The organism is Streptomyces sp. NPDC001750, assembly GCF_042892615.1.
Lineage (GTDB): Bacteria > Actinomycetota > Actinomycetes > Streptomycetales > Streptomycetaceae > Streptomyces.
This window is the reverse complement of sequence record NZ_JBIAUE010000040.1, coordinates 1-19900: the sequence shown is the minus strand read 5'-3', so window position 1 is coordinate 19900 and position 19900 is coordinate 1. Positions and strand designations below refer to the sequence as shown.

20 protein-coding genes are annotated in these 19900 nt (G+C 70.0%); 12 read left to right on the top strand and 8 right to left on the bottom strand.

The genetic code is table 11. The features are described from left to right. Positions 1–45 precede the first annotated feature (45 nt). Positions 46–642: a GNAT family N-acetyltransferase gene (locus tag ACFYY6_RS34950; protein WP_351633593.1), complete on the top strand. Its 597-nt coding sequence runs from the start codon at positions 46–48 to the stop codon at positions 640–642. Between the two features lie 613 nt (positions 643–1255). On the opposite strand, the gene ACFYY6_RS34945 is transcribed toward ACFYY6_RS34950, so the two are convergent. Continuing rightward, positions 1256–1660 carry a hypothetical protein gene (locus ACFYY6_RS34945; RefSeq protein ID WP_388652306.1) on the bottom strand — a complete coding sequence of 135 codons (405 nt, stop codon included), beginning with the start codon at positions 1658–1660 and terminating at the stop codon, positions 1256–1258. Between the two features lie 160 nt (positions 1661–1820). Beyond that, on the bottom strand, positions 1821–2417 hold the full coding sequence (locus tag ACFYY6_RS34940) for a TetR/AcrR family transcriptional regulator C-terminal ligand-binding domain-containing protein (RefSeq protein WP_351520359.1): 597 nt from the start codon (positions 2415–2417) through the stop codon (positions 1821–1823). Positions 2418–2510: 93 nt separating this feature from the next. Between ACFYY6_RS34940 and ACFYY6_RS34935 the strand changes: the two genes are divergently transcribed. Genes ACFYY6_RS34935 through ACFYY6_RS34925 form a run of 3 tightly spaced genes read left to right on the top strand, consistent with a single transcriptional unit; the run spans position 2511 to position 5913 of the window. Next, entirely contained in the window at positions 2511–3899 is a 1389-nt protein-coding gene (locus ACFYY6_RS34935) for a carboxylesterase family protein (RefSeq protein ID WP_351633589.1), read from the top strand. Between the two features lie 41 nt (positions 3900–3940). Continuing rightward, complete coding sequence (locus ACFYY6_RS34930; protein ID WP_351520356.1) at positions 3941–5113, top strand: NAD(P)/FAD-dependent oxidoreductase; 1173 nt, start codon at positions 3941–3943, stop codon at positions 5111–5113. A gap of 8 nt (positions 5114–5121) precedes the next feature. After that, the gene (locus ACFYY6_RS34925; protein ID WP_351520354.1) at positions 5122–5913 is read left to right on the top strand and encodes an alpha/beta hydrolase; all 792 of its coding nucleotides are present in this window, start codon (positions 5122–5124) and stop codon (positions 5911–5913) included. 90 nt (positions 5914–6003) lie between these two features. Here the strand turns inward: ACFYY6_RS34925 and ACFYY6_RS34920 are convergent, their stop codons facing one another. Then, entirely contained in the window at positions 6004–6348 is a 345-nt protein-coding gene (locus tag ACFYY6_RS34920) for a hypothetical protein (RefSeq protein WP_351520353.1), read from the bottom strand. A 939-nt stretch (positions 6349–7287) separates the two neighbouring features. On the opposite strand from ACFYY6_RS34920, the gene ACFYY6_RS34915 reads away from it, so the two are divergent. Next, entirely contained in the window at positions 7288–7863 is a 576-nt protein-coding gene (locus ACFYY6_RS34915) for an N-acetyltransferase (protein WP_351520351.1), read from the top strand. 120 nt (positions 7864–7983) lie between these two features. Here the strand turns inward: ACFYY6_RS34915 and ACFYY6_RS34910 are convergent, their stop codons facing one another. Further along, the gene (locus tag ACFYY6_RS34910; RefSeq protein ID WP_351520350.1) at positions 7984–9282 is read right to left on the bottom strand and encodes a hypothetical protein; all 1299 of its coding nucleotides are present in this window, start codon (positions 9280–9282) and stop codon (positions 7984–7986) included. Further along, a complete protein-coding gene (locus ACFYY6_RS34905; RefSeq protein WP_386609774.1) occupies positions 9279–11309 on the bottom strand; it encodes a transglycosylase domain-containing protein in 2031 nt (676 codons plus the stop codon). Before ACFYY6_RS34905 ends, ACFYY6_RS34910 begins: the two co-directional genes overlap by 4 nt. A gap of 691 nt (positions 11310–12000) precedes the next feature. On the opposite strand from ACFYY6_RS34905, the gene ACFYY6_RS34900 reads away from it, so the two are divergent. After that, positions 12001–12687, top strand: a complete 687-nt coding sequence (locus ACFYY6_RS34900) for a DUF4328 domain-containing protein (RefSeq protein ID WP_389197285.1) — start codon at positions 12001–12003, stop codon at positions 12685–12687. A 281-nt stretch (positions 12688–12968) separates the two neighbouring features. Here ACFYY6_RS34900 and ACFYY6_RS34895 read toward each other — a convergent pair whose 3' ends face one another. Together ACFYY6_RS34895 and ACFYY6_RS34890 are read right to left on the bottom strand one after the other, a co-directional pair. After that, positions 12969–13376: a nuclear transport factor 2 family protein gene (locus ACFYY6_RS34895; RefSeq protein ID WP_389197283.1), complete on the bottom strand. Its 408-nt coding sequence runs from the start codon at positions 13374–13376 to the stop codon at positions 12969–12971. Beyond that, on the bottom strand, positions 13373–13774 hold the full coding sequence (locus ACFYY6_RS34890; RefSeq protein WP_351520345.1) for a hypothetical protein: 402 nt from the start codon (positions 13772–13774) through the stop codon (positions 13373–13375). The genes ACFYY6_RS34895 and ACFYY6_RS34890 overlap by 4 nt, the downstream gene beginning before the upstream one ends. Before the next feature lie 76 nt (positions 13775–13850). On the opposite strand from ACFYY6_RS34890, the gene ACFYY6_RS34885 reads away from it, so the two are divergent. The 4 genes from ACFYY6_RS34885 (at position 13851) to ACFYY6_RS34870 (ending at position 16684) form a co-directional block, all read left to right on the top strand. After that, complete coding sequence (locus ACFYY6_RS34885) at positions 13851–14027, top strand: hypothetical protein (RefSeq protein WP_351636014.1); 177 nt, start codon at positions 13851–13853, stop codon at positions 14025–14027. A gap of 67 nt (positions 14028–14094) precedes the next feature. Further along, positions 14095–14442: a helix-turn-helix transcriptional regulator gene (locus ACFYY6_RS34880; protein WP_351520343.1), complete on the top strand. Its 348-nt coding sequence runs from the start codon at positions 14095–14097 to the stop codon at positions 14440–14442. Continuing rightward, the gene (locus tag ACFYY6_RS34875; RefSeq protein ID WP_351520342.1) at positions 14439–15656 is read left to right on the top strand and encodes an MFS transporter; all 1218 of its coding nucleotides are present in this window, start codon (positions 14439–14441) and stop codon (positions 15654–15656) included. Before ACFYY6_RS34880 ends, ACFYY6_RS34875 begins: the two co-directional genes overlap by 4 nt. 251 nt (positions 15657–15907) lie before the next feature. Next, positions 15908–16684, top strand: a complete 777-nt coding sequence (locus tag ACFYY6_RS34870) for a methyltransferase domain-containing protein (protein WP_389197281.1) — start codon at positions 15908–15910, stop codon at positions 16682–16684. 221 nt (positions 16685–16905) lie between these two features. Here the strand turns inward: ACFYY6_RS34870 and ACFYY6_RS34865 are convergent, their stop codons facing one another. After that, positions 16906–17826, bottom strand: coding sequence for a LysR substrate-binding domain-containing protein (locus tag ACFYY6_RS34865; RefSeq protein WP_351520340.1), 921 nt, complete (start codon positions 17824–17826; stop codon positions 16906–16908). 261 nt (positions 17827–18087) lie between these two features. Here ACFYY6_RS34865 and ACFYY6_RS34860 point away from each other — a divergent pair, with 261 nt between their 5' ends. Together ACFYY6_RS34860 and ACFYY6_RS34855 are read left to right on the top strand one after the other, a co-directional pair. Continuing rightward, positions 18088–18579, top strand: a complete 492-nt coding sequence (locus tag ACFYY6_RS34860; protein WP_351520338.1) for a GNAT family N-acetyltransferase — start codon at positions 18088–18090, stop codon at positions 18577–18579. A 938-nt stretch (positions 18580–19517) separates the two neighbouring features. Further along, positions 19518–19900: transposase (locus ACFYY6_RS34855; protein ID WP_389197279.1), on the top strand; the 383-nt coding region annotated here is incomplete at its 3' end.

Genomic DNA, 19900 nt, shown 5'->3' with positions numbered 1-19900 from the left:
CCGGGCCGCCGCCCTCCCGTACAACGACTGGACTGGTACAGACACATGACCGAGCAAACGCCCGTTGTCCGCGCAGCCACGCGCGAAGACCTGCCACGCGCCGTCCGCACCCTGGGCCGCGCCTTCCTCCACTACCCCCTCACCCGCCACACCATCGCCGCCGACGACCATGCCGCGCGGCTGGAGCGGTTCAACCACCTCTTCGTCTCCCGTATCGGCCTGGAGCACGGCAGGGTGTGGGTGAGCGACGACTGTGCCGCCGTCGCGGCCTGGACGACCCCGGCGACGGACCCCGCGGTCTTCGGTGAGATCGGCCCGGAGCTGGGCCGACTCGCGGGCGACCGCGCGCCGTTCGCGGCCCGCGCGGAGGAGACCATGCGCCCGCACCGGCCGACCGTGCCCACCTGGTTCCTCGCCACCATCGGCGTCGACCCCGGCCAACAGGGCCGGGGCCTGGGCCGTGCGGTGATCCTTCCCGGGGTGGAGGCCGCCGAGCGGGCGGGCGTCCCCGCCTTCCTGGAGACCTCCGACGAGCGCAACGTGCGGTTCTACCAGGGCCTCGGCTTCGAGGTGACCGCCGACTACGCCCTTCCGGACGGCGGCCCGCACACCTGGGCCATGACCCGTGAGCCCGGCGCCTGACCGACGGAGCCGGGCGCGGTCCGGCTCCACCGACGCCCACCCCGCGACGCCTGGTGCCTGAAGCGGGGGATGTCGTCCGCGGTGAGGTCCGTGCGGATCTCGCCCTGCTTCTGCCCCTCCCCGTCGTCATCCCCGTGATGGCCGCCGTCGGCTTCCTGCTCTGCTCGGCATCGCCGCCGCCATCGGCGTCACCACGGCGTTCTTCCAGTGGGGCTGGCTGCAGGCCCTGCTCGGTCTCGACGCGACCGTCTCCGTGGTCTCCCACGCCGGTGCCTGACAGGCCGTCGGCCCGTCCCGTTCCCGTCCGCGCCCCATCGAGATCTCCAACGGGAACGGACCGCGGCGGGCCGCTCGTACGCCGGCCGGTTCCGGCCGACGCCCCGCATGCGCTATAGTTGATCTTGTCAGTCCGCAGCAACTCGCGGCGGCCGGCAATGCGTTGGTGGTCCAAGGAAAGGCGCCCCGCTTCCTGCGGGGAGATGCAGGTGCAAGGCCTGCCCAGCGCTCGCTCACGGAGCCCTTCCCTCGCGGGGGAAGGGCTCCGTCGCATTCTCCGTGCGTCCCGAATTCGCGCGTCCGAACGGTCGCGCCCGCGAGCAGCGGGTCTACCGCGTCACCACCTGTCGACTCCCATCGCCTTCGCCGCGCTGTGAATCGCGTTGTAGTGCGGAGTCGACATGTCCGACTTCTTCTGGTTCGCCGGGAGATTCCGGTCGGCCTGCCGGAACTCGTCGCGCGCCGCGGCCAGCAGGCTGGTTCCGTAACCGACCGGCACATCGTCCTTTCCGTGCACGGGATGCGACTTGGCCGCCGTCTGGCTCCCGGCGTTGGCCAGGATGCTCCGCGCCTGGTTGTACGCGGCCGGCTTGATCGCCTTCGGATTGGCCGCGACGGCGTGCGCACCGGCAACTGCGCGGGCCCTCCAGGGGCCGAAGGCGGCGGAGGCGGGGGCGACGGCCGCCGCGACGACTCCGACCGCCACCACCGCGGCGAGCCCGGTCCGGACGATGAGTTTCATACGATGCCTCTCTTGCGCGACGGCAGGACTCCAGGTTGTTGCAGGAGGAATCCTGCCCACACGGGCGAAGGACCTCTGGTGTCGCCGGCCCGGTGATGGCTTCGAACCACCCGACCGGACGCCACATCGCCCGGGACCGGCGCTGACCGCCGTACTCCCATCAGGAGTTCGTACGGGGCCCGATCCCGGTCAGGGCGAGGTCGACCGCGCGTAGCACGGTCTCGGCCGGCAGCACGGTTCCGATGTGGGTGACATGGATGTGCAGCAGCCCCCCGAGTGTGAACAGGACCAGTTCGGGGTCGACGTCGTCGGCGATCTCCCCCCGGGCCTTGCCGCGGTCCAGGATGACGGCCGCCTTGCCGATCCGTTCGACCCAGAACTCCTTCCGTGCCGCCTCGACCTCGGGATCCCGGTCCGAGACGACCGTGCCCCGGACGAAGGCGATGCCCGTCGGCGTCGACACGAAGGCGGCGAGGTCGGTGAAGAAGTCGATCAGGTCCTGCCGGACCGACCCGGTGTCGGGGATCGGCACCGACTTCTCGGTGTGCGTCAGCAGCGCGTCGATGAGGAGGCGGGGGCGGGTCTTCCAGCGCCGGTAGATCGACGTCTCGTGCACGCCCGCCGTCCGGGCGATGTCGGCCACCCGGGTGTCGTCGATCCCGACCGTCTCGATGCGGGCGATGGTCGCGTCGAGCACGGCGGCCCGCAGCCGGGCCCCCCGCATTCCCCGGACCCGGTCGTCGGCAGAGGAAGTCATGCGAAGAAGTATCGCAGGTGCACTTGCGATACGTCTCGCGGAGGCTTTTACTTCACCTCAACGCAAGTCGACTTGCGTAAGGAGGCTGATCCGATGACGGTGGTGTCCACCGAGGCCGGAACATGGCGGGGAACCCAGGGCGACAAGGGCCGGGTCACGGTCTTCCGGGGGATCCGGTACGCGCAGGCCGGGCGGTTCGGGCCCCCGCGGCGGCCCACGCCGCACCCCGACGAGCCCGTCGATGCCACCGAGCCCGGCCGTATCGCACCGCAGACACCATCCCGCCTGGAAGGGGTGATGGGTGCGGCCGGCACGCTGCCGCAGTCCGAGGACTGCCTGCGCCTCACCGTCACCACACCAGGCATCACACCGGACACCGGACCGGAACCTTCCGGACCGTGGCCCGTCATGGTGTGGCTGCACGGCGGCGCCTATCTGTCGGGCAGCGGCGAGTGGGACCTCTACGACGCGCGACGGCTGAGCACGGAGGGCGGCATCGTCGTGGTGTCGGTCGGCTACCGCCTCGGAGCGCTCGGCTACCTGCGCGCACCCGGCGTGTCCGGGGGCAACCTCGGACTGCTGGACCAGATCTCGGCCCTGGAATGGGTCCAGGACAACATCCACGCGTTCGGCGGCGACCCCCGCCGGGTGACGGTGGCCGGCCAGTCGGCGGGCGCGCATTCGATCGCCGCGATCCTCGGGACGGCCGGCTCGGCGCGCCTCTTCCACCGTGCCGTGCTCCAGAGTGCGCCGCTCGGTCTCGGCTTCGCCACGCACCGGGAGGCCGAGAGGGTCGGCGAGTTGTTCCTCCAGCAGCTGGGGACCGACCCGTTCCGGGCGACGGTCGCCGAGATCCTCGCCGCGCAGGGCCGTACCGCCCGGTTGTCCGCCGGACGGCTGGGGCTCAACTCCGCCCCGCCGTTCCTGCCCGTGGCCGACGCCGGTCCGCTGCCGGACCCGGAGACCTGGCGCGCGTCCGTGCTGGACCGGGCCCACGAGGGACTGGACATCGTGCTCGGCACCACCCGTGACGAGATGAAGGCGTTCTTCGGTCACCACCCCGTCTTCCACAAGGTGAGAAGCGTTCCCCTGGCCGGGAGCCCGGTCGCCGACGGCGCGGAACGACTGATCCGGCGGAAGGTCTTCGACGCCCCGACCCGGAGCCTCGCCGATCTGCTGTCCGGGGCCGGTGCGTGCGTCTACCGCTACCAGGTCCACCGCTTCCCCGTCGGCGGACCGTTCGGCGCCTGCCACTGCATCGAACTCCCGCTGCTGTTCGGACAGGCCGAGGACGGGGACGACGGTGTCGGCGCCGCCTGGCGCGGTGCGCCGATGCTGTCCGGGGTCCCTCCTCGGACACTCGCGTCGGCCGGGACCCGGATGCGCGCGTTGTGGAGCGAGTTCGTCCATTCCGGCGTGCCCGACGGCTCCCGCTGGCGGCGGCACACCCCGGGCTCCCGATACGCGGCGGAGCTCCCGTAGAGGCACGGACGCACGGACGGCAACCACGGAGAGGATCTGACATGGGCAAACAACGGCACGCGGAGGTCATCGGCGCCGGCCTCGGCGGCCTCACCGCCGCCGCCGCACTCGCCAGGAACGGTTGGAGCGTTCGCCTCCACGAACGGCAGTCCGAGATCCGCGCGGCCGGAGCCGGCATCTACGTCTGGGACAACGGCCTCTCCGCGCTCGAAGCCGTCGGAGCGTTCACCGAGGCCACCCGGGGCGCGCACATCGGACCCGCCGTGGAGGGGCGGTCCCATCTCGGGAACACGCTCTACCGGATCGGCATCAACGCGGACGGCGCACCGCGCTGCTTCACCCTGCTGCGCGACCGCCTGATCCGCTCCCTCGTGGCCACCGCCGAGGACGCGGGGGTGGAGGTGGTGACGGGGTCCACGGCGACCCGGGCCCATCCCGACGGCCGGGTCGAGTTCAGGGGTTCGCCCGATGTCACCGCGGACCTCGTGGTCGCGGCCGACGGCGTCCATTCCCGGCTGCGCGACCAACTCCGGCTCGTGGAACGGCGCATCCGGATGAAGCAGGGCGCGGCCCGGATGATGATCCCGGCGTCGCCCGAGCACGTCCCGGCCGGGGACGCCCCCCTCCACCTGGAGTACTTCCGTGGCCGTCGCCGTCTCCTGTACACCCCGTGCACCCCGGACTCGACCTATGTCGCGCTGGTCTCGGACACCACCGACGACGCGACCCGCGAATCCCCGGTCAACGCCCTTTCCTGGCACCGAAGTTTTCCCACCCTCGGCCCGCTGATCGAGGAACTCGGCAGGGCGACGGCCCGGTGGGACACCTTCGAACTGATCAGACTCCGTTCCTGGTCGTGCGGCAGAATCGCCCTTCTCGGCGACAGCGCGCACGCCCAGCCGCCCTACCTGGGCCAGGGCGGCGGTACGGCGATGACCAACGCCGTCGCCCTGGCGGCCGAGGTGTCACGCCGTGACATCCCGCTCGGCAGCGCGCTCGTCGCGTGGGAGAACAAGCGGCGCCCCGGCGTCGAACAGACCCAGCGCACGTCGTACCGCATGCGGCTGCTCAACGCGGTGCCCGACGTGGTGCGCAACCCCCTGCTGTCCGCGGTGGGCCGGTCCCCGTTGTACGCCCGGCCACAGCTCGCGGCGACCCGCATACGTACGTCCCTCTCCTCATCCGCCATCCATGAACCGGAGCGCTCCCGATGATGAACACGATGACCGTCAACGGCGTACAGATCGCCTTCGACGACCAGGGGCTCGCCCAGGGCCCGGCCCTCGTCCTGCTGACCGGGTGGGGCCACGACCTGCGTACCTGGGACCGGCTCCTGCCCCACCTGCGCGAGGACCACCGGGTGGTGCGCGTGTGCTGGCGCGAGCACGGCCCGGACCGGACGCCCGTGGGGGACTTCGGCGTCGCCGAGCAGGTCGACGACACCATCGCCCTGCTCGACGCCCTGGAGATCGAGTCCTTCGTGCCGGTCTCGCACTCGCACGGCGGCTGGGCGGCGATGGGCATCGCCGAGAAGGCCGGCCGGGCCCGGGTCCCCCGGCTGATGCTGCTCGACCTGATCATGACGACGGCGCCGCCGGAGTTCGTCGCCGGGCTCCACGCGATCCAGAACAAGGAGACGTGGGTCGCCGGACGGCAGGCGCTGGTGGACGCCTGGCTCGCGGGCAGCGACAACGAGCCGGTCCGCCACCACATGATGTACGAGGCCGGCGGCCACGGGTTCGCGATGTGGGCGCGCGCGTGCCGGGAGATCGAGAACGCCTACAACACCTGGGGATCGCCCATGGGCCGCCTCGAGAAGCTGACCGAGCCCCGCCCGGTCCGGCACGTGTTCTCGCACCCGAAGGACGAGAGCTACCACGTTCTGCACGACGAGTTCCGCGCGAAGAACCCGTGGTTCAGCTACACGCGACTCAACGGTGAGACACACTTCCCGGGAGTCGAGCTGCCGCGTGAAGTGGCCGCGGAGATCGAGGACTTCCTCGAAACGGAGTGATCTCGTCTCCCCGGGCCGTTCTCCACCCGACCCCGGATGCCCGGCCGGCCCACTGGGCCGGCCGGGCATCCGGGTCTGCGGCGGAGGTGGTCAGACGATGGCCAGGCGAACCTCGGCCTTCTTCCCCGGGAAGGTGAAGGCGAACTGTTCCCGGACACCCGAGCTGCACGCCTTCTTCGTCTTCTGCGTGCCACCGCCGACGACGCGAACGACGGCACACTTGCCGTCCATACGGGTGTCCTCCACCCAACCGGACACCCGTACGCCCTTGTTGGTGCAGGTCAGGCTCCACGAGGCCTGCGCCCCGTCGATCTTGGCCTCCTTGGACGTGTTGCACGTGGCGGCATTCGCCTGGCCGGCGGCACCGACGGCCAGACCGCCGGCGAGCACGATCGCCGACAGGAGGGAGGTGAGGGCCTTGCGGGCAGTGGGCATGGTGCACTCCTTGAGGAAGAAACGAAGGGCGGAACGCGCGCAACCAGGCCCGGACGCGTACCTTCGATGCCCTCCGACGAGGGAGGTCCGTCCGGGGCCGTTCGGCGCAGCATCAGACTGCCCCACACGAACGGCCGGGAAGGCCTGTCACCGTCTGCCCTTGTAGGCACGTGTATGCAGGGCGTTTGAGCTGCGGTTATGCAGTAAGGCAGCGGAGACGGGGCCATCCCGGACCGTCGGCCCCCGTCCTACTGGGGCACCAAGGCCACCGCCGCCCGTCACTGGCCGACCCTGCGCGATTCCGGCATCACGCGCGAGCAAGAGCACGGGCGCCACATGGCCGTCGCACTGCGCCGCGACGACCTCGGCACCCGCTTCCCCGGCCCGCTCGACACCGTCCTGGCCGCCGTCCACCCGCCATGGACCTCCCGGGCACGTCCTCGCCGGGTTGGTCGTCCTGCGCTTTCCCCGGGCGGGTCGGTGACCGGAGGCGTCCGGGCCTCGGCAGGGGTGGGGCGGTGTGGGTGCTCACCGCCCCTCGGCGGCCGTGCCGCGGAGCGTCATGACGGTGCTGGTGACCGTGGCGACCGGCTTGTTGTCGCCGGTGCGTAGATCTCGCGGATGTAGTGGCTGATCGTACGTCCGGGGTGTTCGGGGCGGGGGCGGGGAGAGGAGCCGCGCGTGCTCGGCTCCCCGGCGACCGGGCAGCGCGCCCGCGATGCCGGAACAGCGGCATCCAGATGCTCGTTGCAGGGCGATTCATCGGGCCGACCGCTCTGCGGCTCCTCGACGAGCGCGAGTCGACCGTCCGTGACGGCACCGGGCACCCTCGGGCATGCCTTGGCCCGCCGGCCCGACCTGGAAGAGCCCGGCACGGCTGTACGGAGTCCATTGAGATCCAGGCCGGGTACGGGTCTTGGCCTGGATAAGCTGCTCGTCATGAAACCGGCGACAACCAGCGGTGCGACCACTGAGCCCACCGTCCTCGATGCCACGGGGCTGGCTTCGGATCCGGAGCTGGAGGCCCGGTTCGCGGAGTCGGCTCACCGGATCCTGGCGGACCTGGTCGGTGGAGGTGCCGCACTGGGCTGGGTCGAACCACCCTCGCGGGACGAGGTGGCGGAACTTCTCGGCCACGTCCTCTCCGCGGTGCAGGCCGGGGACGCGGCCCTGCGTGCCGCCTACCTCGACCGTCGGCTTGTCGGGTTGGGGTACTGGCTCCGCTACGCTCGCCCGACCCATCGGCCACACGCTGATCTGGAGAAGGTCGCGGTGGCCGCCGCTGTCCATGGTCGTGGCATCGGCCGGGCGCTGACGACTGCCTTGATCGCTGATGCCCGGGAGGCGGGCATCGAAGTCCTCACCCTGGACGCCCGCGGCGACAACGCCAATGCCTTGCGCCTCTACCGGTCGCTGGGCTTCACCGAATACGGCCTTCTTCCCCGGTTCGTGGCTGTCGGCGAACAGCGCTACGACAAGGTCTTCTACATGCTGGATCTTCGTCAGTACGGCTGACTGCTGCCACGCACGAAGGCTCGGCGCAGTGGCGCCGCCCGACCCGCCCAGTGCCTCGAACGGACCCGTGGGCACCGTCGGCACCGGACGGAGCCTCGCCGTCCGGTGCCAACGTGCCGTCTACTGCTTCCAGTTCGCGGGCTGGCCGGGATCGAGTGTCCGCCAGTGGGCGAGGACCTCGGGGTCCTGTGCATCGAGCCAGTCGGTCAGCTCGCGGAAGGACACGCAGCGGACCTCCTTGCGGGGACAGATCTCGCGCATGGTGTCCTCGACGGCATCCATGTAGATCCCGCCGTTCCAGTCCTCGAAGTGGTTCCCGATGAACATCGGCGCACGGCTTCCGTGGAACACCCGCTCGAAGCCCGCGACGTACGAGTCCCGTGCCTCCTTGCGCCATGCCTCGTACTTCGCGGGGTCGCCGTCGGTGCTGCCCTCCGACTGGTTGTAGAGGAAGTTGAAGTCCATGGACAGCACCTGGAAGTCCTTGCCGGGGAACGGCAGCATCTGCAGCGGCAGGTTCCAGATGCCGTTCTTCTTCGACGGCCAGACCTGGAAGTCCCCCGGGGAGCTCGCGTCGTAGCGCCAGCCGAAGGGCTTGAGGGCGGGCAGCAGGGTCTTCTGGCCCTCCAGGCAGGGGGCACGCCCGCCGACGACCTCACGGGTGGGGTCGAACGGCAGCGGATCGAGGTCCTTGAAGCCCGTGTTCGTCTTCCAGTTCTGGACGAAGGAGTAGAACTGGTTGATCTCGCTGGTCCACTCGTCCTTGCTCCAGTCCCCGCCGCCCTTCTTCTCGCAGAAGTGGCCGTTGAAATGGGACCCGATCTCGTGGCCTTCCTTCCAGGCGCCGCCGAGCTGCTCCAGCGTCGTGCGGATGTGCTCGCGCGTCGGGTACGAGATCGCGGCGGATCCGGCCTTGTGCTGGGGCGGCCGGTAGAGGTTTCTCTTCTCCTTCGGGAGCAGATAGATGCCGGTGAGGAAGAACGTCATGTGCGCGTTGCTCTCCTTCGCCACACGGCGGAAACGCGAGAACGTGCGGTCGTCGCCCTCGAGCGCACCGTCCCACGAGAACACCACGAACTGGGGCGGCCGTTCGTCCGGCTTCAGGCGTTTTGCCTTCACCCGGCCCGGCTGCGGTCCGGTGTAGGACGTGGAACCGTCCCCCAGGATCTCGACCTTGCCGTCCCACTCCTCGTCCTTCGCGTCTCTCACGTCGCGACTGTCCCGGCTGGTCGGCGTCGGTGCGGCGACGGTGTGCGTGTCCCGTGCCGGCGTACGGCTGTCCGCGGAATCGTCGGGCAGCAACGGGACGAGCGCCGCGGAGCCCGCCACCGCGAGGCAGGCCGCGAGTCCCAGGGCGACACGGGGGGTGAGACGGATCCGCTTGCGGCGGGACGCGGACTTCGCTCGTGCTCTTGTCATTTCGTCATGGCCTTCGTGTACGTGTTCCAGATCTGGGCCGGGAAGTCCCGGTCGCCCGCGGAGGCACCGCCGAGCCCCTTGAGCGGCAGCGGCGCGAGGCTCCGGTTCAGGTCCATGCGGTACACGACGACGGCGGTGGCGGCGGCCGGGTCGTATCCGACGTACCAGCGCGCGGTGTCGTCCTCGGTGGTTCCGGCCTTGGCGGCGACCGGAGCGGACAGGTCCCCACCGCTTCCGCCGGGCCGGGTGAGTGCGGCGGTCACCTCGTCGGCGACGTCGGACCGGACGGCGCGCTTCGCCCGAGGCAGGTCGAGCCGGACCGGCGCGCCGTTGCGCGTGGCCTTGCGGACCGAGTACGGGTCGGTGTGCATGCCGTGGGCCGCGAACGTTCCGTACGCGTCGGCCATGCGAATGGCGCTGGGCGTCGAGTTGCCCATCGCGAACGCCGGAACGGGCGGACCGAAGCTCGACGGGAGCAGTCCCGATGCCTCCGCGGTGCTGCGGATCCGCTTCAGGCCCGTGTCCATGCCGAGCTGGAGGAAGGGGGAGTTCACGGATTTGGCCATGGCGTCGTGCAGGCTGATGCGACCGTAGGAGCGGTCGCCGTCGTTGTTGCCCTTGACCATCTTCCCGCTGCGGTCCCAGTAAGGGCCTTCGGGAGTCGTGATGGGGATGTCGTCGTCGCCGTCGTACACGGTCGACGGGGTGACGGCGGACCGTGGACCGTTGCGCTTGCGCGCGATCCCGTGCTGCAGACCGGCGGCGTAGACGAAGGGTGTGAACGCCGAGCCGGCCGGGACGGTGCTCGCGTTGGACTCGTTGAAGGCCTGGCGCTCGAAGTCCGGCCCGCCGTACACGGCGAGGATGCGGCCGTCCGGGGCGACGGTCGAGGCCCCGAACCGAACATGCCGGTCGGCCTTGCGTCGCTCGGGATCGAGCGCGCCGCGCGCCTCGCGTACGGACCGGGTCAGCGCGGTCATCCGCGGTTTCTCGAAGGTCGTGTAGATCTGGTAGCCGCCGAGGTCGAATCGCGCGTCGGAGATGTGCCCGGCCCGCTTGGTGTACGACTCGGCGAGCTGGACGAGGTACCCGGTCTGCCCGCCCGTGCTGCTGGGCCCGTGCGGCCGCTTCGGCTCGGGGAAGGTGGTGTACTTGGCGCGCTCGGCCCGGCTCAGCCTGCCGATCTCCACCATGCGGTCCAGCGTCCACCGCCACCGTTCGACGGCCCGTGCGCGGTTGCGGGGGTTGACGGCCGGATCGTAGAGCGAGGCCCCCTTGAGCAGGGACGCGAGGAACGCACCCTCGCTGGCGTCGAGCTCGGTGACCTCCTTGCCGTAGTACGCCTGCGCGGCACGCTGGAGACCGTAGGTGCCGCGGCCGAACCAGCTGGTGTTCAGGTACTCCTGGAGGATCTTGTCCTTGGCCACGTGGCGGTCCAGTTTGACCGCCAGCAGCATCTCGGTGAACTTCCGCGAGAAGGACTGGTCCTGCGACAGATAGACGTTCTTGACGTACTGCTGGGTGATGGTGGACCCGCCCTGGGTGTCACCGTCACTGACCGTGCGCCACAGCGCGCGGGTGATCCCTTGCATCGATATGCCGTGGTCGGAGTAGAAGTCGGCGTTCTCCGCCGCGAGCACGGCCCATCGCACGTGGTCGGGGATCTTCGACAGCGGCATCTCCTGGCGGCTCACCCAGCCGGTACGGGCCATGGGGGTGCCGTCGGCCCAGTAGTAGACGGTGTCCTGCTGGGTGGCGAACGCGTTGAGGTCCTTGGGAATGTCCGTACGCGCGTAGGCGATACCCACCACCGTCAGCAGTATCGCGACGAGCGTCAGGCACGAGCCCAGGACCAGCCGCCACGAGGGCACCCATCTCGGCCAGCCGCTCCGGCCGGCGCGCGGATAATCCGGTCTGCGCGGCAGACGGCCGCGCGAACGCCTCGCCTGCTTGCGACGCCCCGTCCCTGGGGCCGGCATCCCTCGTGAGGCCCGCTTCGTCCTGCCAAATAAGTTGTGCTGCGTCATTCCGTCCAGCCATGACAGTCCGGGCCGGCCTCGAACTCTGACAGTGCCCGTACACGTGCAGTGGTCATTGCCCGTCCGCCGCCCCGAGCCGGCACGGCCGGCCCTCCCCGGGGCCTGCGGACGCCTGCCCGCGTCGAGCGGGCAGCGGGGTCACTCGTCCCGGCCGGTGCGTGCCATGCGCATCCTCAGCTTCAGGCCAGCCCGTTCGGCTGCAGGTCGGGACCGAAAAGCGCCGGGGGCAGTCGTGCGCTTCGCCCCGTCGACTCCACCACAGCAAAGGCCAAAGCATGACCGAGAGTTCCGTGGCGAAGTCACGCAAAGATAACAGGCATTCGGGAGCCGCTCCGCCCCCTGTCGTCATCGGTGGGCGCACCGAGCCGGCCGGGGCACCGGGCATCACGCCACCGAACCGGTCAATTCGGTGCACCGACCCGCCTCCGGCCCGACGGAACACCGCGGCCGGGCGCCGCAGGCTATGCGGGGCGCGGATCGGTGGCATGTCTGGCACAACCTGAGCGAGACCGCCGAGCGGAGGCGTTACCCAGTACCGCTGGGGCCGAACACTGTGGCGAGATCGTCCAGTTGGCAGTCCGGGGCAACGGCGAGCAGGTCGTGGTGGAGTCGGCTGGTCGGGGCCGGTGAAGCGATCGCGGCCTGGCACGAGGGGCTTGCCGTAGGTCAGGATGACCGGGTGAACGATGACATCACGAAGCCGGCTCTGCGTCCGGTCCGGGGAGCGGCGCGTTGGGCGGTCGCCGGTTTGGCCCTCGCCGGCGCCGCCTGGGTGGCGCGGGCCGTGTGGCAGGTCCGGCTTGCCACGGCGGGGATGCCGTCTTCCGGGCCGCCGGACCAGGGCGACGGCCGGCACCGTCCGCTGACCGGGCTGGAGGACGCCTACCACGTCGTCAGCGACCTGGGGGACGCCGCCACGCTGCTGTGCGCCGTCACCTTCCTCGTCTGGCTCTCGCGCATGAGGGACAACGCGCTTGCTCTTTCGGGCCAGGCGCCGAGCTACGCCCGGCCATGGGTCTACGCGGGCTGGATCGTCCCCGTCATGAACCTGTGGGTGCCCCGCGGGATCGTCGCGGACGTCCACGGCAAGAGCGCCCCCGGCCAGCCGCTGCCGCGGGCCGTGAACTGGTGGTGGGGGCTGTGGCTGGCCGGGATGCTGAGCGGACTGGGGCTGATGTACACCGGCTCCACGGACGGCCTCATCCAGCGTGCCTACACGGACGCGCAGTTCCTGGTGATGGTCGACGCGGCCGTCGTGGGCGCAGCCGTGGCAGGCATCGTCGTCGTCCGTGCACTCACCGGGGTGCAGCAGGAACGCATGGATGCGGCGGGACGGCACGGCGAAAGCCCCGCGGCACTGCCCTGATCCGGTGCTCCGGCCGATCGGTGGCGCCGGGCCGGGCCCGCGCCGAAGCACCCGCCGAGGGCGGCCGAGTCGACGGGTGCGGATCATGCCGACGAGAGTGAACGAGGCATGGAACGGCCACTGGGAAGGTCGGCGGACCAGCGATCGCCACGGTCTCGCCGACCCGGACCGCTCCGCGACGCGACCTGCTCGGCGCGCTGCCCCCGACGTCCGACTGACGAACGCCGACGACGGCACAGCCCTTACCGTTTCCTGCGAGAGCTTTGAGACGTGCCCGGCACTCAGGAAAGAGAATCCTCGGTCAGCAGGTCCTCGTCGTCGTCGGTGGCGACCTGCCGGGCCACCTCCACGAAGGACTCGGCCCTGCCGCCGCTGACATGGGCGAACAGATGGGACTCGAAGGTCAGCTCCGCCCCTTCCGACGAGACCGTGCGGAACAGGAACCGGCCGGCCGCCATGTCGTCCGTGTCGATCAGTTGCAGCGTGCGCAGCTCTCCGCCGTCGGCGATCCGCGCCCGCATCTCGCGCACATGCGCGGCGAATTCGGAGCGCTGGTGCACACGGCCGTTGATGCGCTGCACGAAATCCGGTGTGAGCCACCTGTCCAGGGTGTCTTCGAGCGGCTCGGTCGCTTCGTCTCCGTAGAGCAGTTCGGTGAGCACGGCCTTCAGATCGAATTCCTGGTTCATGGGCATCTCTCCTCCGCTGTCCAGTGCTTGATGAAACCGAGAAGTGCGTGGCCGACTTCGTCGCGCGCCACAGCGGTCCGTGCGGTGCGCCGTCGATCTCGACGTATTTCCGCGGCTGGTACGACGCCCTCGAAGCGCCCGCCGGTCGCGTCGACCGGCAGGACACGGTCCGCGGTCTCGTGCGGAATCATGACCGGCTCGCCGTTCTCCCGTGGGGCCGGTGCCACGACGTGGGCGACAACCGGGGCCGAGCGCGTCGCCGTGCTCCGATGGGCGGTGACCACCTCCTGGCTGATGCGTTCGCCCAGGTTCACGTCCGGATTGTAGAACTTCCCGTAGAAGGCGGTGAACCGCGCATACCGGTCAGTTTGCGCGGCGTGAACGATGTCGTCGAGCATGGACCGCGGCACGCTCTGCGGGTCGTCCTCGCGACCAGCCGGCCGCAGCCTTCACAGGCCACTGACCACGTCGGAGGTGAGGGGAGAGGTTGCCGACCGCTACGACCTGGTCGGCATGGACCCGCGCTTGGTCGCCCGGCTCTCCCCGTTCGTCCACCACCGCATCAACATGCTCGGCCGCTACTCCTTCGCCCTCCCCGAGCTGCCGGGCGGTCTACGGCTCCTACGTGACAAGGACGCCGCCGAGGGATGAGAACCGATCGGCACCGCCGTTGGACCGGCGGTGCGGAACCGTGCTGCCAGGGGATTGGAGTGGTGTCATGGCTGCCGCCCGCACGTACCACCATCCCGACGCGGATGAAATCGCGCTCCCCCGCGTGCTGTTCGCGCTCAGTGAGCCCCTGCGCCTGACGATGGTCCGCATCCTCACCGAGCGCGGGGAGGTCGACAGTCTGGAGCTCGGCCCCGACCTGCCGCGCTCGACGCTGACCCACCACACGAGTCTGCTACGTGAATCAGGCGTGGTCTTCGTCCGCGCCGAGGGGCGCAAGTGCATGATCAGGCTGCGCGCCGAGGACCTCGAGGCCCGGTTCCCCGGCCTGGTACGGACGGTCCTGGCCGGCTACGAGGACGAGGGCACGGCCGGGGCCGAGGGGGGTGCCGTGTGATCGGGAAGGTCTGGCCGCTGGTCGTCGCCGCGGTCTCCCTGGGCATCGACGCCTACGTACTGGCCGGTGTCCTGCCGGACATGGCCGACTCCCTGGCCACCACGGCCGGTGCGATTGGGCTGGGCGTCACCGCGTTCACCGCTGCCTATGCGGCTGCGGGCCCGTTTCTCTCCCGCGTCCTGGTCGGCAGATCGACCCGTACCGCGCTGCTGGTCGCGCTCGGTACGTTCAACCTCGGCAACCTCGCCACTGCGCTCGCACCTACGCTGGGCGTCTTCCTGGCCTCTCGCGTCGTGGCGGGCGCGGGGGCCGGCGTGCTCACCGCGGTCGCCACGGCGACGGCCGGAGCCCTGGTGGCGGACCACGAACGCGGGCGCGCGATGGCGATGGTGACCTTCGGCTTGTCCACGGGAACCGTCGCCGGCGTGCCGCTGGGCATGCTGATCGGCGAACAGGTGGGATGGCGCGGGACGATGGGCTTCGTCGTGCTCATCGGCGTCCTGAGCATGTTCGCCCTCGCCCTGCGCTCCGGCACGCTGCCACAGCTTCCCGCCTCCCGCAGCTCCGGGAACGGCGCCGTACTCAGGAATCGGCGCGTCGCGCTCGGCATCGCGCTGTCCTTCGTCCTGGGGATGGCCAGCCTCGGTCTCTACACCTATCTGCTGCCGGTGGCCGACGAAAGCGGCCTGAACAGCTGGGGCTTCGCACTCGTATGGGCCTGGGGCATCGGCGGCGTACTCGGCTCCGGTCTGATCGGCAGACCGCTGGACACACTGGGCCCCCGACGGCTGATGCCGGTCGTCCCGGCCTTCCTCCTCCCCTCCTTCCTCGTCGTCTGGCTCGTCGACACCCCCGCGGCATGGCTGATCGCCACCGCGGTGTGGGGCGCGAGCGGCTGGATCAGCGTGCCCGTCCTGCAACAGGCACTCACCCGAGACCGCACCGAGCACGCCATGCCCATCGTCGCCTTCCAGATGGCCGCGATGTACCTCGGCTCCGCCGCGGGATCGGCTCTGGGCAGCGCCCTGCTCGCCGGAGGTGTCAGCGCCGACGCACTGCCGGGATGGGCCGCACTGGCCGTCGCGGCCGGCGTGGTGCTCGCCGTGCTGGTCGCCCGGCTGACGCCTCGGTCCGCACCTTCCGCTACGCCTGACGCCCTCGCCCCGCGGACCCCGACGGCACAACACACCCCAGCCGAGTCACGCTGCCCGTAGCAGCAGGCGGCGCCACCATCCGACAGCAACTCCTCGAACTGCCCCGCCCCGGTCGTCGCGGACGCTCTCGGCTACCACGACAAGACCACCAGCCGGCTCCTCAGAGAGACCGGTGGGACCTGGAGCCGGTATGCCCCCGGAGATCACGGACGATCGCTTCCAAGCTGAACCCACGGGTCACTCCCAGCGGTTGGCGCCGCAAACTCACCGCCAGGCCCCCGTCAGCTTGCCGGAGTTGATTGACTGATTCCATGACCTCAACAGCGTTCGAGACCGCCACCCCCGACCCGATCGCCTACCTCGATCGGGTCGCCGCAACCGACCTCGGCCGCGCCTATAAGGGGCGCATGCTCGACGAACTCGACATCCGTCCAGGCCAAACGGCGCTCGACCTGGGCTGCGGCCCCGGCACCGATCTCACCTCGCTCGCCCAAGCTGTCACCGCGACAGGCACGGTGATCGGTGTCGACCACGACCAGGCCACGGTCGGCGCCGCCAGGGAACGCACCGCCGACCAGCACACCGTCACAGTGCAACTCGGCGACATCCACGACCTGCCGCTGCCCGACCACACCGCCGACCGTGCCCGCACGGACCGGGTACTGCAACACATCGCCGACCCCGCCCGAGCGCTCCGGGAGATTCACCGCGTGCTACGACCCGGCGGGCGGCTCGTCATGGGGGAGCCGGACTGGGACACCCTGACCGTCGACCATCCGGACAGCGACCTTTCGCGCGCCTACACCCAGTACGTCACGGACAAGGTCGTCCGCAACTCCCGCATCGGCAGGCAGCTCCCCCGACTGGCAACAGAGGCCGGATTCACGGTGCCCTCGGTCATCCCGATCACCCCCGTATTCCGAGATGCCCAGGCAGCCGACAAAGTCCTTGGACTGGAGCGGACAACGCAACGCGCCATGGCCGCCGGGTATCTCACCGAGGAAGCGGCAGGACGCTGGCTGGAGCACCTCTCCACCGGGCCCTTCCTCGCGGCGGTGACGTTCTACATCGTCGTAGCCGAGTCGTAGTCGCCAGTCCGGCAACGACAGCCCGCCGGGAACAGCTCCCGGTGGGCACGGAAAGTGACCAGACCCGCTTGCACTCACCCCGAACTCACGACACTCGAATACGCGAGCCCACCAGTATCGACCCCCTTGCCCCAGCGGTGGGTGCTCCAGGTGCGGCGGGTGAGGTTGCGCACGGTACGCCTTCAAGTGGCCGTTGCCCTTGGAGGCGCTCGCTCGGTGGGTCAACGTGCTCTCGTCGTCCGGTCGTGGCCGCGACCTGTCACGAACTCAGATGCCGCGGTGAAGGCTTGTACGAGGGGACGGTCGTCTCCTCGGCGGGTGGCCATGAAGATCCGGCTCGTCGTGGGAGGCCCGTCGAGTTCGAGCCGTCGGGCGCCTGCGGGGAGCAGCGTCGTGACGCTGTAGGGGGCGATGGTGACGCCAAGGCCGGCGGCGACGAGCATGATGATGGTGTGCCAGTTCGAGCACTCTTGCGCGATCTGGACGTCGATGCCGACATCCCGCAGCGGCTGTGTGTTCACGTCGAACGCTTGAGCGCCTGCTGTACGTGGGAACAGGATCAGCGGGTCAGTGGCTAGGGCCGTTGCCTGCACATGGCTACCCCCTGCGGCGGGGTGCTCTGCGGGGAGGACGGCGACAAACCGTTCGGTCGTCAGCAGGGAAAGGTCGATATCGTCTCGCTCCTCGGCATCCCGCACGATCCCGATGTCGGCCGTGCCCCGCTCCAGGGCCGCCAGGACATCGACGGTGAAGCCGTCGTGCAGCTTGATCTGGACGTCTGGACGGCGGCGGGAGAATTCACGGAGCCGTTCGCTGATGATCGCGGTGGCGGACGTGATGAAGGCGACGTCCAGGCGACCGGCCTTGCCGCGCCCGACACGGCCGGCCTCGTCGAGGTCGGCCGCCAGGCGGCCCAGAAGGTCCCTCGCCCGTGGATGGAACGTCGCTCCCGCGTCTGTGAGGCGGACGCTTCGAGAGGTCCGCCGGAACAGCTCGACACCGACCATCTTCTCGAGCTGTCTGATCTGCTGGGACAGGGCCGGCTGGGCAATGCTCAGCCGCTGGGCGGCACGGCCGAAGTGGAGTTCCTCTGCCACGGCCAGAAAGTACCGCAGATGGCGGAGCTCGATGCGCTGATCCATAGCTCCATGTTATTGATGGAGAGAGGATGCTGTATTGGACATATGGGTGAGTGGGGTCAGAGGCTAGTGCTGTGGCCGGAAGGGTTTGCCGGGAAGCTCGCGGCGTCCGGTGCGGTGCATCGCAAGGCGGAAGATCCCCTCGTACGGGACGTACTCGGGTGATGCGACAACGCGGCGAGGTGCGCGCCGGGCGTCGCGAGCCGGTGGACCTTTCCGGTCGCAGCACCAGCGGGAAGCTGCACCGGAAAGGAAAACCGCCTGATGTCGTACGCCTCTGCCCCGACCGTGGTCTCCTCGATCGCTTCACAGAGTGATGCCGACGCGTTCCGCGCGTTGAACGAGGAGTGGATCTCGCGCCTGTTCGCCCTGCAGGAAGAGGACCGGGCGGTTCTCGGGGATCCGTTCGGCCGCATCGTGGGCCCGGGCGGCGACGTGCTCCTGGCGTGCGAGCCGGGCAACGGCACCGTCCTCGGGTGCGTCGCACTCCTGGCCTACCCGGACGCCGTGTTCGAGCTGGCGAAGATGGCCGTGGCCCCCGCCGCGCAGGGACGCGGCATCGGTCGCCAACTCGTAGCCGCAGCGATCGACCGCGCCCAGGCACTCGGCGGGGCCCGGCTGTTCCTCGGCACGAACAGCAAGCTGGCTCCCGCCATCCACCTCTACGAGGAAGCCGGGTTTGTCAGGATCACCCGCGACCGTCTCCCGGTGGCCGACTACTACGCCCGCGCCGACGTCCTCATGGAACTGAGGTGACGCCCCGGCCCGGGGCCCGCAGCCTGCCTTGCCACGGCCGTCTTCACCAGCACGTCGGTTCCCCCGCCGCTTTCGTACGCCGTGCCCGTTCTGATCGAGCGGACGGTCTCGGCCGGCACTGCCCCGATGGCCCGGCGCCCCTCCGGCCGACCGCTGATCACCCACGAGTCGCGACTCGAAGTGGTGATCATGGAGTGGGTTGATCATTGGTCGTGGGGACAGGCCGCGCGGAAGTTCTTCCGGGGTACGCGGAGAATGTGACGGAGCCCTTCCCCCGCGGGGGAAGGGCTCCGTGAGCGAGCGCCGGGCAGGCCTTGCACCTGCATCTCCCCGCAGGAAGCGGGGCGTCTTTCCTTGGACCACCAACGCAGTGTCAGCCGCACCGGGTTGCTGCGTACTGTCAAGATCAACTATACCGCATGCGGGCCGTCGGCCGGCCCTGAACTCCTGGATCTGCTCGGGGTCGGATCGATCACCGCAGCCCGGATCCTGGTCAGCCGGTAAGCGTCCGGGCCGATTTCGCTCCGAGGCCGCCTTCGCCTCGTTCGCCGATACCGCCCCGATCCCAGCCTCCTCGGGGCCGCCAGCTCTTCAGGGTCCTCGGACGAAGGAACCAGCCGGACGTGGAAGAACTCCCTCGAGCGGATCGCCACGGCATGGCAACCGCTTGGGGCGGCTGCGCGTTGGTTCTCGGCCCGGACGCCGATGGGGTGGTCGACGCCCCGCGCAGGTCCGCCTGCACCGGGCCGGCCTATTCGCGCGATTTCTATGACTGGTGCGGAGTCCACCGGGCGAATCGCATCCGGTGGGGGCGGGGAGCTGAGGCCCCGATCAGCGTGAACACCGGTGGCGGGCCTTTCCCTAGGGCACGTATTTGGTTGTGATCAATTTGCGGGACTGGCCCTCGCGGCTGGGCCTGATCCGGTAGATCTTGTTGTGTGACACGGATGCAACTGACTGATGCGGAGTGGGAGTTCATCGGCCCGTACCTGCCGATCGGCGAGTACGGGCCGTACCCCGAGCGGCTGAGGCAGCAGTTCGAGGGCGTGATCTGGCGGTTCCGGACAGGCGGGCAGTGGCGGGAGATGCCGCAGGAGTTCGGCGCCTGGTCGACCGTCCACAACCGCTTCCGGCAGTGGCGGGACGCCGGGGTCTTCGAAGCCCTGCTGGAGGGCCTGATCGCGGAAGCCGCGAAGCTCGGTGAGGTGGACTTGTCCCTGGTCAGCGTGGACTCCACCACGGCCCGGGCCCACCACGACGCCGCAGGGATGCACCTCGGTCCCGACGTCATCACCGCCCTGGAGAAGGCCGCTGCCGAGGA